This is a genomic window from Neorhizobium sp. S3-V5DH, assembly GCF_004343065.1.
Lineage (GTDB): Bacteria > Pseudomonadota > Alphaproteobacteria > Rhizobiales > Rhizobiaceae > Neorhizobium > Neorhizobium huautlense.
Window position 1 is genome coordinate 318,095 of record NZ_SMCL01000002.1, and the last position, 15,039, is coordinate 333,133.

17 protein-coding genes are annotated in these 15,039 nt (G+C 60.6%); 9 read left to right on the plus strand and 8 right to left on the minus strand.

Annotated features, from left to right (window positions below; all coding sequences use genetic code 11):
• The first annotated feature begins 98 nt into the window (after window positions 1–98).
• The 4 genes from EDE09_RS05030 to EDE09_RS05045 all read left to right on the plus strand — a co-directional run bounded on the left by EDE09_RS05030 (window position 99) and on the right by EDE09_RS05045 (window position 4,587).
• A complete protein-coding gene (locus EDE09_RS05030; protein WP_105372936.1) occupies window positions 99–671 on the plus strand; it encodes a CGNR zinc finger domain-containing protein in 573 nt (190 codons plus the stop codon).
• A gap of 553 nt (window positions 672–1,224) precedes the next feature.
• Entirely contained in the window at window positions 1,225–2,706 is a 1,482-nt protein-coding gene (locus tag EDE09_RS05035) for a lipopolysaccharide biosynthesis protein (protein WP_105373062.1), read from the plus strand.
• 41 nt (window positions 2,707–2,747) lie between these two features.
• Window positions 2,748–3,746, plus strand: coding sequence for a polysaccharide pyruvyl transferase family protein (locus tag EDE09_RS05040; RefSeq protein ID WP_105372937.1), 999 nt, complete (start codon window positions 2,748–2,750; stop codon window positions 3,744–3,746).
• A gap of 31 nt (window positions 3,747–3,777) precedes the next feature.
• Window positions 3,778–4,587: a galactosyl transferase gene (locus tag EDE09_RS05045; RefSeq protein WP_105372938.1), complete on the plus strand. Its 810-nt coding sequence runs from the start codon at window positions 3,778–3,780 to the stop codon at window positions 4,585–4,587.
• Between the two features lie 95 nt (window positions 4,588–4,682).
• Here the strand turns inward: EDE09_RS05045 and EDE09_RS05050 are convergent, their stop codons facing one another.
• The gene (locus EDE09_RS05050; protein WP_157949058.1) at window positions 4,683–5,666 is read right to left on the minus strand and encodes a sensor histidine kinase; all 984 of its coding nucleotides are present in this window, start codon (window positions 5,664–5,666) and stop codon (window positions 4,683–4,685) included.
• 289 nt (window positions 5,667–5,955) lie between these two features.
• Entirely contained in the window at window positions 5,956–7,722 is a 1,767-nt protein-coding gene (locus EDE09_RS05055; protein WP_165924112.1) for a diguanylate cyclase, read from the minus strand.
• A gap of 383 nt (window positions 7,723–8,105) precedes the next feature.
• Here EDE09_RS05055 and EDE09_RS05060 point away from each other — a divergent pair, with 383 nt between their 5' ends.
• Together EDE09_RS05060 and EDE09_RS28075 are read left to right on the plus strand one after the other, a co-directional pair.
• The gene (locus EDE09_RS05060) at window positions 8,106–8,597 is read left to right on the plus strand and encodes a low affinity iron permease family protein (RefSeq protein ID WP_105372942.1); all 492 of its coding nucleotides are present in this window, start codon (window positions 8,106–8,108) and stop codon (window positions 8,595–8,597) included.
• A gap of 18 nt (window positions 8,598–8,615) precedes the next feature.
• The gene (locus EDE09_RS28075) at window positions 8,616–8,786 is read left to right on the plus strand and encodes a hypothetical protein (RefSeq protein ID WP_165924113.1); all 171 of its coding nucleotides are present in this window, start codon (window positions 8,616–8,618) and stop codon (window positions 8,784–8,786) included.
• Window positions 8,787–8,836: 50 nt separating this feature from the next.
• On the opposite strand, the gene preA is transcribed toward EDE09_RS28075, so the two are convergent.
• Complete coding sequence (gene preA / locus EDE09_RS05065; protein WP_105372943.1) at window positions 8,837–10,150, minus strand: NAD-dependent dihydropyrimidine dehydrogenase subunit PreA; 1,314 nt, start codon at window positions 10,148–10,150, stop codon at window positions 8,837–8,839.
• 14 nt (window positions 10,151–10,164) lie between these two features.
• On the minus strand, window positions 10,165–11,526 hold the full coding sequence (locus tag EDE09_RS05070; protein ID WP_132409267.1) for an NAD(P)-dependent oxidoreductase: 1,362 nt from the start codon (window positions 11,524–11,526) through the stop codon (window positions 10,165–10,167).
• Between the two features lie 225 nt (window positions 11,527–11,751).
• Between EDE09_RS05070 and EDE09_RS05075 the strand changes: the two genes are divergently transcribed.
• From EDE09_RS05075 to EDE09_RS05085, 3 genes are all read left to right on the plus strand, one after another.
• Entirely contained in the window at window positions 11,752–12,162 is a 411-nt protein-coding gene (locus EDE09_RS05075) for a DUF2325 domain-containing protein (RefSeq protein ID WP_105372945.1), read from the plus strand.
• Window positions 12,143–12,373 (plus strand): hypothetical protein, encoded by a 231-nt coding sequence (locus EDE09_RS05080; RefSeq protein WP_105373063.1) that lies wholly within the window; start codon window positions 12,143–12,145, stop codon window positions 12,371–12,373. The genes EDE09_RS05075 and EDE09_RS05080 overlap by 20 nt, the downstream gene beginning before the upstream one ends.
• 71 nt (window positions 12,374–12,444) lie before the next feature.
• Window positions 12,445–12,945 (plus strand): DUF4405 domain-containing protein, encoded by a 501-nt coding sequence (locus EDE09_RS05085; protein ID WP_105372946.1) that lies wholly within the window; start codon window positions 12,445–12,447, stop codon window positions 12,943–12,945.
• A 28-nt stretch (window positions 12,946–12,973) separates the two neighbouring features.
• On the opposite strand, the gene EDE09_RS05090 is transcribed toward EDE09_RS05085, so the two are convergent.
• The 4 genes from EDE09_RS05090 to EDE09_RS05105 all read right to left on the minus strand — a co-directional run bounded on the left by EDE09_RS05090 (window position 12,974) and on the right by EDE09_RS05105 (window position 14,977).
• Entirely contained in the window at window positions 12,974–13,294 is a 321-nt protein-coding gene (locus tag EDE09_RS05090) for a DUF423 domain-containing protein (protein WP_105373064.1), read from the minus strand.
• A gap of 55 nt (window positions 13,295–13,349) precedes the next feature.
• A complete protein-coding gene (locus EDE09_RS05095; RefSeq protein ID WP_105372947.1) occupies window positions 13,350–13,739 on the minus strand; it encodes a group II truncated hemoglobin in 390 nt (129 codons plus the stop codon).
• Between the two features lie 73 nt (window positions 13,740–13,812).
• Window positions 13,813–13,992 carry a hypothetical protein gene (locus EDE09_RS05100; RefSeq protein WP_105372948.1) on the minus strand — a complete coding sequence of 60 codons (180 nt, stop codon included), beginning with the start codon at window positions 13,990–13,992 and terminating at the stop codon, window positions 13,813–13,815.
• Window positions 13,993–14,077: 85 nt separating this feature from the next.
• Window positions 14,078–14,977, minus strand: coding sequence for a LysR substrate-binding domain-containing protein (locus EDE09_RS05105; RefSeq protein WP_105372949.1), 900 nt, complete (start codon window positions 14,975–14,977; stop codon window positions 14,078–14,080).
• Between the last annotated feature and the right edge of the window lie 62 nt (window positions 14,978–15,039).

Genomic DNA, 15,039 nt, shown 5'->3' on the forward strand with positions numbered 1-15,039 from the left:
GTTGAAACCTGATAATTTGATTTATACGGTTACGTGGTTGTAACCGTATAACTAGCTTTAAGAGGTTACGTTCCCTGTCGAGCGATCACACGGCCTGGGTGCCGGAGCACTTCATAGGCGGTCACCCCGCTCTGGACCTTTCGAACGCGGTCTATGACCGGCGCGCGCCACCGCCGGACAATGAACTTTTTAAGTCCTGCCGGGACGTCGGGACGTGGCTCCTTGCGGCGGGCCTGGCAGACGAGCGTGGAGCAGCAGCGGTCGCCGAGATATGGGATCGGAATTTCCTCGACAGCGTTCGTGAGATACGGGAATCGTCGTACGAGGTCTTCGACGCGATCACCTCGGATGAGGAGATACCCGCGCAGCCGCTTGGCCTTTTGTTCTCAGGCGCAGCGCAGGGCCTCGGAGCCCAGCCGGTCGGGTGGAAGGCGGAAAGGCCCGCTTTGGCCTCCAATCAATGGCAAGATCCGGCCCTTGTGACCGCATTCCTCGCCTGCCTGTCGATCGAGGCATTCTTTACGCTGCCGCGCACAAGGCTGCATGCATGCCCACGATGTGGATGGCTGTTCATAGACACGTCGCGAGGCGGGAAGCGCCGCTGGTGCAACATGCGGATTTGCGGAAATCGCGAAAAGATATCCCGCCACAGGGGGCATGTGGGATCTTGACCGGCGGCATTCTGTTAAAGCGCAAGGCCCGGATCCAGGTCGCCCGCCGCCAATACCGACATAGCTTATGCACGGCCAAATCATAGCGTGCCAATCGCTCTGAACCGAGGCGGCTCGGGCGCCTCTAAAGACATGGCCTCGCTGAACCGACGCAGCGTGACGGAACGTCGTCATCCCGCCATTCGGACCGCAGCCGCGCCACACCGCCTCCGCACTTGCCCGCGGCCTTCCACAAAACCAACATTATTCGCAGCCAAGTAGTTGATGAAGGACCTCTGGCCGTGGCTTTGGGCTCCGCTATATCACCCGCCGGGAGGGGGCGGTCGTCGTCAGTCACGGAAGTCGTGGCAATTCCATCAGGGAGGAGAGTGCAGATAGGGGGCTCAATGAGCGTAGTGCCCAATAGGCAACCCGTGTCTTTCGGACGCGGCTCACCCGGAAAAGCTTTCGCTTGGCGCGAGCGACGTCGACCGCTTATGGCCGCCTCGCGTAGCTGTCGGCCTGCGGCGGTTCCGGATGAGCCATGCCCGACATTGCATCGAAGGGGCCTGCCATGAGCATCGCTGATCGGTTGGTGACGGGAAGTCTCTGGGTCACCCTCTCGAGGGTCATCGTCAATGGATTGTCGACCCTCAGCACCATTATCCTGGCCTGGTATCTATTGCCTTCGGATTTTGGCGTGGTGGCGCTTGCGACAACCATGCTCGCCATCGTCACGACGGTTACCGAGCTTTCCCTCGGCGAAGCGCTGATCCGGCACGAAGATCCCGGAGAATCCCATTTCAGCGCCGCATGGACATTGGCTGCGACCCGCGGCCTGATATTGTGCCTTCTCTTCGCCGCATTCGCCTATCCGGCCTCCGTCCTTTACGAGGAGCCGCGCCTGTTCGGGGTCCTGCTCGCGCTCAGCCTCAGCCTGCTGATCAACGGGCTTGCCAATCCGCGCAGGATCATGCTCCAGCGGGAGCTGATCTTCTGGCAAGAATTCGTACTGAATGTCGCCCAGAAAGTTGCCGGATTCGTCGCGACCGTCGCCATAGCCGTCATCTACCACAGCTACTGGGCGCTTGTGGTCGGCACTCTGGTCATGCAGGCGACGAACGTCCTGACGTCATACCTTGTGATGCCCTTCCGCCCCCGCCTCACCTTCTCCCATATGCGGGAGTTCTTTTCGTTTTCCCTCTGGATTACCGCCGGGCAGATCGTCAATACGCTCAATTGGCGTTTCGACTACCTGCTCATCGGCAAGCTGCTGGACGGCTCCGCGCTCGGCTATTATTCGCTCGGCGGCCAGCTCGCCATGACGCCGACGCGCGAGGCGACGGCGCCGCTGACGGCGACCATCTATCCCGGTTTCGCCAATGTCCGCCACGACCCCCATCGTCTGGCGGCAGCCTATCAGCGGGCGCAGGCGCTGCTGACGGCCGTTGCCTTGCCTGCCGGCATAGGAATGGCGGTCGTTGCCGACCCCCTCGTCCGGCTCGTTCTCGGAGAAAAGTGGCTTCCTGTCATCTTCATCATCCAAGCGCTCTCGTCCGTTTACGCCCTGCAGACGCTGGGCTCGCTCAACCAGCCGCTCGGCATGGCTCTCGGCCACACCCGCACCCTGTTCATCCGCGATACCCAGATGCTTCTGGTGCGGGTTCCAGTGATCACCGTCGGCCTAGTCTTCTGGGGCCTGCCGGGGCTGATCGTCAGCCGGGTGCTCACCGGTCTCTTCAGCGCTTTCGTCAACATGATCATCGTCAAACGCTTCATCAATGTTCCGGTGACGGCACAACTGTGGGCGAATTTCCGGGCGCTCGCGAGCTCGGCCATCATGGCGGCAGGCGTCTTGCTTGCTCACCGCCAGATGGGGGTTGAGACCACCTCGACGGCGCTGGCTCTGCAGCTCGCCATCCTCATTTGCCTTGGAGGCGTTCTCTATTGCACCTCCAGTATCCTTCTTTGGCTGGTCATGGACCGTCCAAACGGTCCCGAGACCGAAATACGAAGAATCGCCTCCAAGGTGATTTCCAAAGTCAGCCACGCCTGATCAGAGGCCTGTTTAATTACAACTTTCGAAAGAGAGGTACGATGCCCGCGGTACAGCAATCCGAACTCATCACCAGGCTCCAGAACAGAACGCACGATTGCCTGAAGCAATTCGTCAAGCCCGATGAACCTTTGGCGATACTGGATTTTCCCGACATCAAGAACTGCGGAGATTCCGCGATCTGGCTGGGGGAAATGGCTTATTTGAAGGATCGCTACGCAAAGCGGCCCTCCTACGTCTGCACGACCGACGATTTTTCACCGGACGAACTCAAGAGCGCGGCCCCAAGCGGTCCGATCTTCATTCACGGGGGCGGCAATTTCGGCGACGTTTGGGTCTTCCACCAGGATTTCCGGGAGCGGGTGATGGAGCTGTTTCCGAACCGGCAGATCGTCCAGTTTCCGCAGTCGATTCACTACAAGTCTCCGGAACGGCTGGAGCAGAGCAAGCGCGCGATCGGCAGGCACGGCAACTTCGTGCTCTTGGTGCGGGACGAGGAGTCGTTTCAGTTCGCCAAGGAAAATTTCGATTGCCAGGTGCATCTGTGCCCGGACATGGCATTTTGCATCGGCAGTATAGAGCCCGACACGCCGCAATTCCCCGTCCTTGCAATGCTCCGCCAGGATAAGGAACAGGTCGGGACGGTCGATTTTTCCGCCTATCCCGACATCCCGAAGGAAGACTGGATTACCGAGAACCGTTCGAAGGTGCGCGTCGCAAAGGCGCTCGGCGCGGCATCCGCACTGCTGCATCTCAGTCCCTCGGAAGTACGGCTGCGCAAACTGGATGCCGCGGCCAACAACCGCTTCCAGCGCGGTATCCGGCAGATCTCCCGCGGCAAGGCTATCGTGACCGACCGCCTGCACGTGCATATCTGCTCTCTCCTGATCGGACGCCGCCATGCCGTACTCGACAACAATTACGGCAAGATCCGGCGCTTCATGAATGCTTTTTCGGGAGGCACGGATCTCTCTTACAAGGCAACCTCGCTCGACGACGGCATCCGATGGGCAAGGGAACAGGCGGGTGTCGCAGCGTGACCCAGCCCAAAGACAACGACCGGAGGCCGTCATGACCGTAGTAACGTTCATCATCCCCGTGAGGCACCAGAAAAATGCGCGCGACTGGGGCCTGCTGAAGAAAAATCTGACGCAGACCGTCGCCTCGATTTCCAATCAAACCAGCCCTGACTGGCGAGGAGTGATCGTCGCCAACAGAGGCGCTGATCTTCCCGCGCTGCCGGACAAATTCTCGGTGACCTGGGTGGATTTTCCGCCGAACGACATCCATGATCGCGGCAATGCGACCCAGGAAGAATTTCTCGATTCCTTCCGCGCCGACAAGGGCCGGCGCGTGCTTGCAGGCATGCTCGATGCCAGAGACAGCCGTTTCTTCATGATCGTCGACGACGACGATTTTGTAAGCGCCCGGATTGTCGAGTATGTGTCGCAGCATCATAACGAGAACGGCTGGACGATCGACAAGGGCTATATCTGGGACGACGGCGGCAGTCTTTTGTTGGGTCGGGACCAGTTCAGCCACTATTGCGGAACATCGCTGATCATCCGCTCGGATCTCTACGGGCTGCCGCCGAGCGCAGAAGATGCTTCCCTCGAATGGATCAAGGATATGCTCGGCAGCCATGTCCGCATAGCGCCAGCTTTGGCTGCGCGCGGAACACCATTGAAATCACTGCCATTCCCGGGCGCGGTCTATCGCGTCGCGCACAAGGGATCGCACAGCAAGGCGCCCAGTCTTATCGAGATGTATTTCCTGAACAGGAGCGCTCTGAAGCGGCCTGTCAATATTCTGAGGAACCTTGCGCGGCTGCGGCTTCTGTCGGTTGAACACAAAAGAGAGTTCTTCGGGCTTTCGAAATAGGTCATTTGGGGCTGGCGATCCCGAAACGCGGCTTCGCTTTCGGGATCGCCGTGCAATTGACGATCAACGGCGGTACACGGAGGCACACCCGCCGTTCAGGCGGAGAGCCGCGCCTCGGGCGGCGCCTCGTCGTAATGTATGCGCAGACAGCTTCGCACGCCTTCGGGTGCAAATACCGTCTCCACCTCGCCCATTCCTCCCGATAGAGCGGCAGGAATGAGCTTGCTCCCGAACCCCTGGCGCTCGGGCTGGGTGACCGAAGGGCCGTTGCTTTCGGTCCAGTGGATCTCGACGAGCTGCGGCAGCATCTTCCATTCCACGCTGACAATTCCCTCCGGCACCGAGAGAGCGCCGTATTTGGCGGCATTGGTGGCGAGTTCGTGGATGATCAAACCGATCCGCGGCGTAATGGCTTCATGCAGCTGAACGCTCGGTCCGGAGAAGCGAAACCGCTCGGGACCATAGGGCGAGAGCAGAACCCGAAGGAGCGCGTGCAGATCGGGCGGCGCGCCGGCGCTGCCGGAAGAAATGCGATGCGACTGCGACAGCGCCGAGAGGCGGCCTTCGAACAGCGGCATAAAGCGTTCCGGCTCCTTGGTATTGCGCCATGTCAGCTGGGCAATGGACAGAACGAGCTGCATGATGTTCGAAACGCGATGGCGCATTTCGCGCGCCATGATTTCGGCTTCCCTTTCGGCGGCCTGCTGAGCCTGAATAGCCTGCTGAAGCGCGTGGATGATGGTGACCATCAAGCCGCCGAATACGACGAACATGACGGTCGCCGCCATCGTGCCCGCCCAGGCGCCACCGGTGGTAGCGCCGGCCAAAGCGAAAGAAGCGGCCGCGACAATCACCAGGGCGCCGGCCCACGGGCCTCCCCAGGCTGCAGACACCACGATCAGCGGGTAAAAGGTAAGAAATGGCGCACCGGTCAGCCATATCGAAAGAAAAGCGCGAATGGCGAAACCGATGAGCAGGCATGCAAAAGCGACGGCCAGCCCGCGTTTCCATGATGGCGGTTCTTCCGGCAGCAAACGCTTCCATAACTCTCCGCCAGCCCAGACTCGCTTGCGCTCCATCAAATTCCCCTCTGCCGGCCGCATCTGCGACGATAATCCCTGTCCCGAGCAAATCATCGTCAGACAATGCTGACGCAGCATAGACAGAAGTTCTAGATCGCGCATCCCCCGATCCACAAGATCAACAGCAACCAGCCGCTATTCGGTGAACGCTTCCATGGCGTCGAAGCATCGGATAGGGACATTTGTCGCCATTCGATACAGTTGAAGCGCATGTCCGATACAGTCGATGCACGCGGCAAATCCGCGACATATTCGCCAAGAGCAACGGGCTTGTAGGAAATACCGGTCATGTGGCCGACTTCGCGATCTGGTACCACGTCCGGTTGGCGTTGATGACCTGATTGCGCCCCGCTTCCTTCGCCCGATAAAGCGCCGCGTCGGCCTGCGTGAACAGAGCCTGAGCAGTGATGTCGCCCGGCGCCTCCGGTGGCAGCGTGGCCGTTCCGATGCTGACGGTGACGTGGCCGAACGGCGGATTGCCCGTATGCGGCAAGGCCAGCGCACTGACCTGCACGCGAATTCTTTCAGCCACTGTCCACGCCCCGCCGATATCCGCATCCGACAGCAGCACCGCCATTTCTTCGCCGCCGTAACGGGCGGCGATGTCGCCGGGACGCTTGACGCAGTTCCTGACGACAGCGGCAATCTGTGCGAGGCATTCGTCGCCGGCGGCATGACCGTAAATGTCGTTCAACAGCTTGAAGCGGTCGGCATCGATCATCAGCAGGGACAATGGCGTCCTGCCGCGCCGGGCCCGCTTCATTGCCTCTTCAAATCGGACGTTGAAGGACCGGCGGTTGGCGAGCTTCGTCAGATCGTCGGTACTGGCAAGCTGATCCAGTTGATCATGCATGATCTTGTGTGTCGTGACGTCGCGAGTGATCGCAACGACCCTCGTCGCGCTCGCTTTGTTTTGCTCCGGCAATTTGCTCAGGGCCGTCTCGAGCCACACCTCCTCGCCGCTCGGCTTCACATGCTTGATGAGGAATTTCTCGTGGGTCGACCCGTTCTGCAACCGCGCTGCAGCCTCCCGAATGGTTGCCTCGGCTTCTTCCGTCATGCCGGCATAGACGCTTTTTCCGATCAATCTATCCGCCTCGATGCCCAGGATCGCGGCCGAGGATGGAGAGACATATTCCCGGATGCCGTTCTCATCAAAACGGGAGATGACGTCGCTCGATGATTCGGCAAGCAACCTGAATTCGGCTTCGCGCGCCGCAAGCTGGGCCTCGCTTTCCTCGCGCCGCTTGAGCTGCTGGCGCCAATGGGACGCGGCAAGGACCGAAATGGCCATCAAAACCAAGGCATAGATCCAGCGGAGCTTGGCCTGTGTCATCCACTCAAGCAGGATCTGCTGCTTCGCGGCCGCGGCGAGAACGACGATGCCGGTCCGCTCGCTCTGATAGAAGCCGCCGATCCGCTGCTGCTGGTCCACCGGAGATCGGTAATGAAAGGCTCCCGCCGTTCTCGCTCTCAGGTGTCGCGCAAAGAGTTCGTGCGCGGCCATGTTGGTGCCCAGGAAGTTTTCCGCCATCGGACCGCGAGCGAGAATCATGCCGTCGCCGCGCGCCATCAGGAAAGACCCGTCGCTCCCGACCGGGAAATTTCGGAAGAAATTGATGAAATGCTTGACGCGAATGGTGGAGACGACAACGCCTCCGAACGAGCCGTCGGCCCGCAGGACCTTCTGTGAAATCGGCCAGACCCAATCCCCCGACAGGCGGCTCTTGATCGGCTTGCCGAGGACCGGCAACGGGAAGGGCTTGGCCTTGTGGTACTGGAAATATTCCCGGTCCGTATAGAGCACGCCCGCCGGCGGCCGGTCAGCCGATGTCGCGATCATGCGGCCTTCCGCATCGATATAGGAAAGTGTGTCGAGCGTCGGCGACGCCTTCATCTGGCGTGTGATCAGCGATTTGATTTTCGCCGCAATATGGGGATGCCCCTCTTCATCGCCAATCACCGCGATCAGGCTGGCAAGGGGGAGCCGCGAGGTCTCGATGACATCGTCCGCATGCTGGGCAATTGCCTCCGCGGTCTGCTCCAGGCTCATCTCGACCCGTCCGACCTCGGCCCTCCAATTTGAGTACTCCGTCCACCCAAGCAGAGCGGAAAAGGCCAGGAACCCGAGCAAGACGGCAATGGGGGTCGTCTTCGTTGACCGGATCACCAAGGCCTTCATAGAATCACTCCAGAGCCGCCTTCGACTCGAATATTCCAGAATACATTACAAAACGCTAAAGAACTTCGCTTCCGCTAGTCCGGGAAATCATAGGCGAAAAACAGTAGGTGTGGCGATGCCCGGAGCCTTCAAGGCCGTTCCGGCATTTGAGCGGCGCAATTCCCCTCGATTGTAACGGCCGGTGGAACCTTCGGCGCGCTTTTAAACTTTCTAGCGTCAGAACGCAGCTGCAGAGGACACCTGGAACATTGAAAATGGCTTCGCCCCGCGGACGCAACAACATATTCGACCGATTCTCGAGCGCCATTGCCGAATGGTCGGGCAAACCAGTCGCTTTTGTTTCGGCCGTCGTTTTCATCATTATCTGGGCGCTGACCGGGCCTCTCTTCGGCTTCTCCGAAACCTGGCAGCTCGTCGTCAACACCGCCACCACGATCGTCACGTTCCTGATGGTGTTTGTTCTGCAGAACTCGCAGAACCGGGATGGCAGGGCAGTTCAGGCGAAACTCGATGAACTCATCCTTACAAGCAAGGCAGCCAACGGATTTGTCGGCATCGAAAAGCTTGACGAGCGGGAACTCCGCAAACTGAGCGACCGCCTCGAGGAACAGGCCAAAGCGCTCGATGATCAGGCGGACAACATCGAGGAAGCGCAGGAAAGCACTGACCCGCTCTTTTCGGCAATTGGCGCGAAATCTTCAGGACTCCAGGAACCTGATGAAAAAAAACGATGTTCAATGCCCTGAGAAACGGAGTGCGGCAGAATGAAACCCGAGGACGAACCAGGACTGGCGCCGTCAGCCGATAGCCACGGGCAGAAGGTGAAAAAGGCCCGCGCCGGCAAAGGCCTTGTTCTGTTCATCGTCGGCGTCGCGGTCGCGGCGCTGCTGCTATACTTGACCATCGGCATCTATGCCGGGATCAGCAGCGGTTGAGAAACGAATACGAAAAGGGCGGCTCGCGCCGCCCTTTCTTGGATTGAAACCTATTCCGCGGCCTGCCGCGCCATCGGATTGTTGGGATGGGTCGTCCAGTTGGCATAGGTCGGCTCGACCACCTTGCCGGTGCGTTTGTCGAGATCGCCGGCGGCAAGCGGCACCATCGTGATGCAGTTCTGGACCGGACAGACATTGACGCAGAGATTGCACCCGACGCATTCCTCCTCGATCACCTCGAAATGCCGGATACCGTTGACGACGTTGGTGATCGCCTGGTGCGAGGTGTCCTCGCACGCGATGTGACAGCGGCCGCACTTGATGCAGGCATCCTGGTCGATATGCGCCTTGGACACATAGTTGAGGTTCAGATATTGCCAGTCGGAGACGTTCGGGACGGCTCGACCGGTAATGTCGTCGAGCGTCCGGTGGCCCTTGGAGTCCATCCAGTCGGAGAGGCCGGTGATCATCTCCTGGACGATCTTGAACCCGTAGGTCATCGCGGCCGTGCAGACCTGCACGTTGCCGGCGCCGAGTACCAGAAATTCTGCCGCGTCGCGCCAGGTCGTGACGCCGCCGATGCCGGAAATCGGCAGCCCGTAGGTTTCCGGATCGCGAGCGATTTCAGCCACCATGTTCAGCGCGATCGGCTTGACCGCGGGACCGCAATAGCCGCCATGGCTGCCGCGGCCGTCGATCGAAGGTTCAGGCGAGAAGGTGTCGAGATTGACCCCGGTGATCGAGTTGATCGTATTGATCAGCGACACGGCATCCGTGCCGCCGGCTCGTGCCGCCCGCGCCGGCTTGCGGATGTCGGTGATATTGGGCGTCAGCTTGGTGATGACAGGCATGCGGGTGTACTGCTTGCACCAGCGCACCACCATCTCGATATATTCCGGCACCTGACCAACCGCCGAGCCCATGCCGCGCTCGGACATGCCGTGCGGACAGCCGAAGTTGAGTTCGATGCCGTCGGCGCCCGTCTCTTCGACAAGCGGCAGGATCGCCTTCCAGGCATTTTCCTCGCAAGGAACCATGATCGAGGCGATGAGCGCCCGGTCCGGCCAGTTCATCTTCACCTGCTTCATTTCGCGCAGGTTCGTATAGAGGTCGCGGTCTGTGATCAACTCGATGTTGTTGAGCCCGAGAAGCCTCCGGTCGGCGCCCCAGATCGCGCCGTAGCGCGGGCCGTTGACGTTGACGACCGGCGGTCCTTCTTCGCCCAGCGTCTTCCAGACCACGCCGCCCCAGCCCGCCTTGAAAGCGCGCTCGACATTATAGGCCTTGTCGGTCGGCGGCGCGGAAGCCAGCCAGAACGGATTGGGGGATTTGATGCCGACGAAGTTGTTGCGGATATCAGCCATGGTTCGATCTCCCCTCAGGCGACGGCGGTCGCCGGCCGCGCCCCGGCGGCCAGGACACGGTTGATGCTCTCGGCGGCGTCGCGCCCCTGCGCCACGGCCGAAACGGTGAGATCCTCGCCAAGGCCGATGCAGTCGCCGCCGGCCCAGACGCCCTCGATCGAAGTCCTGCCTTCGATGTCGGTCGAGATCTTGCCCCTCTCGATCTGCAGCGCCCCGAGACCGGAGGCAAGGAAGCTCTGGCCGATCGCCTTCATGATCTGGTCGGCGGCAATCACGCCGGTTTCGCCGGTACCGACGAGCTTGCCGTCGCGCATCGCGGTATATTCCACCTCGATACCGGCCACCTTGCCGTCCTGACCGAGAATTACCTTAGGCGCCAGCCAATGGCGGATGATGACGCCGTTGGCGGTCGCCAGATCCTGCTCATAGGCGGACGCATTCATATTCTCCTTGCCGCGCCGATAGCAGATGGTCACTTCTTCGGCGCCGAGCAGCTTTGCCTGGATCGCCGCATCGATCGCGGTCATGCCGCCGCCGAGCACGACGACCCGCCGTCCGATCGGAACGGTGGCCTTGTCGGCTGTCTGGCGGAGAGCCGCGATGAAATCGACGGCATCCTCGACGCCTTCGAGTTCCTCGCCCTCGATGCCGAGCCCATTGACGCCGGCAAGCCCCATGGCGAGGAAGACGGCGTCATAGTTCGCCGTCAGATCCGAAAGCGAGAAGTCGCGGCCGAGCGCCACGCCGTTCCTGATCTCGATACCGCCGATCGCCGTAACGTACTCGACCTCGCGCCGGGCAAAGTCGTCGACCGCCTTGTAAGTGGCGATACCGTATTCGTTGAGCCCGCCCGCTTTTTCGCGGGCCTCCAGCATCACCACCGAATGTCCGTGCATGGCAAGGCGGTGGGCGGCCGCAAGTCCCGCAGGCCCTGCCCCGACGATTGCGACGGTCTTTCCGGTAGATGCTTTTCGGCTATAGAACTGCCGCCCCTGCTCCATGGCGATATCGGTCGCGTAGCGCTGCAGCCTGCCGATCTCCACCGGACGGTCCTCGGCGGTGTTGCGCACGCAGACCTGCTCGCAGAGCGTTTCGGTGGGACAGACGCGGGCGCACATGCCGCCCAGGATATTCTGGTCGAAAATCGTCTTGGCTGATCCGATCGGATTGCCCGTCGATATCTGCCGGATGAACAGCGGGATATCGATGGCGGTGGGACAGGCCGTCATGCACGGCGCGTCGTAGCAGAAATAACAGCGGTCGGCGGCGACCAGCGCCTCGTGACTGTCGAGACGCGGGTGGAGATCGGCGAAATTCGACTCGTATTCCGCCGGCGTGAGGCGTCCGGCCTCAATACCGTTTCCCAGTCGATCCATCTTATGTTCCCTCTTTTATGGATTCATGGACAACTATTGGGAAAAAGGTACCACAGCAAAAAAATTTATCAAACGGTAAATTTTTGCCGAAGCCGACTGGTAAGCCGGCCTTCGATATCATGACTTAATCAATCAACTTTAATCTTTACTCACAAAATCAACTTTACTATGGTGCGCGCCATCGAGGGGTTCCGCCCGCACAGACTCGGCCAAACGGGGAGCGTCATGGCAAAGAAGCAGAAGCGCAAGAACGGCAATAGCGACGCCGAGAAGGCATCCAGAACATCGGCCGCCGCCGGCAACGGCGCGATCGACGTCCGCAGTTTCCTTTATGTCGGCGGCCGCGATTGTCAGGTGGCGCACCTTCGCGAGATTGCCAGCGATTTCGGTGCGGAACTAATTCACCACGACGGGGGTTTGCGTGAAGCAGTTTCGCGCATCGATACGGTGCTGCCCTCGGTGGACTGCGTTTTCTGCCCCATCGACTGTATCAGCCACGATGCATGCCTGAGGGTGAAGACCGGCTGCAAGAAGTTCGGCGTCGCCTTCGTGCCCCTGCGCAACGGATCGAAATCGAGTCTGGAGCGGGCGCTCCAGACGATGAAGGAACGCAATGATGAACGAAGAACGTCGTGACGTGAGCCTCTTTATCGGCCTCCACAAGCTTGCTGAACAAAATGGCGACGGTCTGGTGCCCGAGCTTTATGCGCTGCTGGCAAATCGGGCCAATGCGGCGCCGGACATGACCAATGTGGTGGCGTTGCCGGTCGCCCCGCGCCGACGTGACGAGCCGACCCTTTCCGCTGCGGAGACGGGAGTGGTGTTGGCTTTTGACAGGCATCAATAGTTACAGGGATTTAACTACAACAAGGCGTAGTGCTGGGGCAGATATCGTTGAAACGAACGACGGTGCCTCACATGAAAAACTTCTTTCTCCGCTACGCGACCCCGCTTATCACCGGCCTTTTCCTGGTCTCGCTCATCTCCGGCGTCGCCCTTTTCTTCCATGTCGGTACGGCATGGTTTCACGGAATGCACGAATGGCTGAGCGTGGCGCTTATCTTGCCCTTCGTCCTGCACGTTTGGAAGAACTGGCGGCCGTTTACCAACTATTTCCGGCACCTGCCGATGACCGTGGCGCTGCTCGTCTCCGTATTGGGGAGCGCCTATTTCATCTGGCCGAGCAGCGAACCGCAGGCCGGCGGCCCGCCCCAGTTTGCATTCACGCGCGAAATCATCAAGAATCCATTGTCGCAAGTCGCCCCGTTGCTGGGGGATACGTCGGACAATCTGGTGAAACATCTCAATGAACAGGGTTTCTCCGCGGCCGCGGCCGATCTTGCCCTGATCGATATTGCGACGAAATCCGGCAAAAGCGAGGGTCAGCTCATCCAGGCGATCATACCAGCGAGGCAGTAGAACCTCCTCTGCCGCCATCAGGCAAGGTTCAGGCGCGTCTTACGGTGAGAAACGTGCCTGCCGCCACCGCCAGCCAGCCGAGCATCATCAATGTGCCGCCGGTCGGCGCCGCAAAAGGAAACAGCCGGTCGCCGAGATAGTGCCGTGACACCAGGTCGCCGGCGAAGATGATCGTGCCCAACCCGAGCACCAGAGCGGCAAGCGTTGCCGTTCGAAAATGCAGGTGGCCAAGATAGAGCCCGAGCAGGACCGGCGCATGTGCCAGGCACATGGTCGAGGCCGAGCCCAGGAAAACAGTATCGCCGCCGTGGCTGGCAGCCGCTGCCAGAGCCACCCCCGCAGCGCCCATCAGACCGCTCACAAGCAGGATCAACGGTCGCAGTTTGTCCAGCCCCTTCAACGGCCTATTCCTTGTTCTGCATGTGGAAGGCCAGCCGTTCGACCGGCGCCCAGATGATATCGCGCAGTTTCGGATTCTCGATGGTCTCGTCCATCGCCCGACGGAAACAGAGTATCCATTCGTCCCGCTCCTCGGGGCCGATGGCGGCGCCGAAATGGCGCGAGCGCAGCCTTGGATGACCGTATTTCTCCACATAGACGGGAGGGCCGCCGAGATAGCCGGTCAGATAATCGTACAGTTTGGCTTCGCTGCCTTCGAGGCTCGGCGGATGCACGGCCCGGCAGCGGGCGGCTTCGGGCAGCGTGTCCATCAGCTCGTAGAAGCGCCTGACCAGAGCACGCACCGTCGCGTCTCCGCCGATCGCTTCATAGAGTGTGATTGTTTCGCCTGCCATGCCCACCGCCACATTTGCTGCGTCATGGTGTTAATGGCGTCTCCTCATCAGGGCAAGGGGCACGGCGTCGCACCTAATCCGGTCCGGCGTCGGCTTCCTTTGCATCCGGCTCGGGCAGCGAGCCGGTCCCCGGCGTCTTCTCCTTGTCGGTGAGGTGCGGCTTGGCATGCGGTCCGGCAGCGGGATGTTTTGCCGCGTCTCCCGGTTTCCCGACATGCTCCACCGCTTCTTGAGCTTTCTTGTCTTCTGCCATATCCGATCCCTTGGTTCGTCCTGCCGGGCAAACGTTCTGCAGAAGGAAGGAGTTCCGGTTCTTCGCGCTCTTCCAGTTCTTGCGGTTAGATGCTTTCCTCTTCCATCGGTTCGCTGAGGACGTCGAGCATGGCCCGCAGCGCCCGCGTCGCATGCCGTTCGGCGTGATGGAGCGCAGAAAACTGCCGCACCGGCATTGAAAAATCGGCGACATGCAGTCGGCCGGAAGAAGAATGAGGTTGGGCAGCGCGGCTCGAAATCACGGTCGCGGCAAGGCCTGCCTCGGCTGCGGCCATGGCCGCTTCGTTCGACGGCAGTTCAAGCACGACGGACAGGGATTGCGGCTCGATGCCGAGATTGACGAGCAGCGCTTCGAAGGCCGAACGCGTCCCGGACCCTTTTTCGCGCATGATCCAGTTGGTCTCAAGGAAATCGCCGGACCGTATCTTTCTCCCGTCGGCCCAGGGATGACGGCGGCCGACGACCAGCACCAGCCGGTCTTCTGCCACCTTGCGACGCTTGAGGCCGGGCAGCAGGACTTCGCCTTCCACCACCGCAAGCTCGGCCGCTCCAGCGAGCACTGCTTCCGCAGCGCTCTGCGTATTGCCCACGGTCAGCTGCACGTCGACGCGCGGAAAGCGCTCATGATAACCGACGAGCCGCGCCGGCAGCCAGTAGCTCGCCACCGTCTGGCTGGCGTGAACGCGCAGCACCCCCGAAGCCGAACCTCCGAGATCGGCAAGCATGTGCTCTGCCGTCCGGGCACGCTCCAGCACCGCCCGTGCCTCCGGCACGAAGAGCCGCCCCGCTTCCGTCAACTCGATCCGGCGTCCGACGCGGTTGAACAGGATGACGGAATGCCGCGCTTCCAGCGCCGAGACCGCCGCACTCACGGCGGATTGGGTAAGGTTCAACGCCTCCGCCGCCCGCGTGACGTGTTCGCGCTCTGCTACTTCGAGAAATATCCTGAGCTGTTCAAGGGTCATGCTAGCCAAACCATTCGATTTTTAAGAACGGTATCACAAGACTTATCAATTGGATTTGTGTT

Bases quoted from the DNA above. Each gene is read 5' to 3' on its own strand.
- EDE09_RS05035 (WP_105373062.1), top strand. From the start codon at position 1,225: ATGAGCATCGCTGATCGGTTGGTGACGGGAAGTCTCTGGGTCACCCTC.
- EDE09_RS05040 (WP_105372937.1), top strand. From the start codon at position 2,748: ATGCCCGCGGTACAGCAATCCGAACTCATCACCAGGCTCCAGAACAGA.
- EDE09_RS05080 (WP_105373063.1), top strand. From the start codon at position 12,143: ATGAACGAAGAACGTCGTGACGTGAGCCTCTTTATCGGCCTCCACAAG.
- EDE09_RS05045 (WP_105372938.1), top strand. From the start codon at position 3,778: ATGACCGTAGTAACGTTCATCATCCCCGTGAGGCACCAGAAAAATGCG.
- EDE09_RS05090 (WP_105373064.1), bottom strand. From the start codon at position 13,294: ATGGGCGCTGCGGGGGTGGCTCTGGCAGCGGCTGCCAGCCACGGCGGC.
- preA (WP_105372943.1), bottom strand. From the start codon at position 10,150: ATGGCTGATATCCGCAACAACTTCGTCGGCATCAAATCCCCCAATCCG.
- EDE09_RS05070 (WP_132409267.1), bottom strand. From the start codon at position 11,526: ATGGATCGACTGGGAAACGGTATTGAGGCCGGACGCCTCACGCCGGCG.
- EDE09_RS05100 (WP_105372948.1), bottom strand. From the start codon at position 13,992: ATGGCAGAAGACAAGAAAGCTCAAGAAGCGGTGGAGCATGTCGGGAAA.
- EDE09_RS05085 (WP_105372946.1), top strand. From the start codon at position 12,445: ATGAAAAACTTCTTTCTCCGCTACGCGACCCCGCTTATCACCGGCCTT.
- EDE09_RS28075 (WP_165924113.1), top strand. From the start codon at position 8,616: ATGAAACCCGAGGACGAACCAGGACTGGCGCCGTCAGCCGATAGCCAC.
- EDE09_RS05050 (WP_157949058.1), bottom strand. From the start codon at position 5,666: ATGGAGCGCAAGCGAGTCTGGGCTGGCGGAGAGTTATGGAAGCGTTTG.
- EDE09_RS05095 (WP_105372947.1), bottom strand. From the start codon at position 13,739: ATGGCAGGCGAAACAATCACACTCTATGAAGCGATCGGCGGAGACGCG.
- EDE09_RS05060 (WP_105372942.1), top strand. From the start codon at position 8,106: ATGGCTTCGCCCCGCGGACGCAACAACATATTCGACCGATTCTCGAGC.
- EDE09_RS05075 (WP_105372945.1), top strand. From the start codon at position 11,752: ATGGCAAAGAAGCAGAAGCGCAAGAACGGCAATAGCGACGCCGAGAAG.
- EDE09_RS05055 (WP_165924112.1), bottom strand. From the start codon at position 7,722: ATGAGCCTGGAGCAGACCGCGGAGGCAATTGCCCAGCATGCGGACGAT.
- EDE09_RS05105 (WP_105372949.1), bottom strand. From the start codon at position 14,977: ATGACCCTTGAACAGCTCAGGATATTTCTCGAAGTAGCAGAGCGCGAA.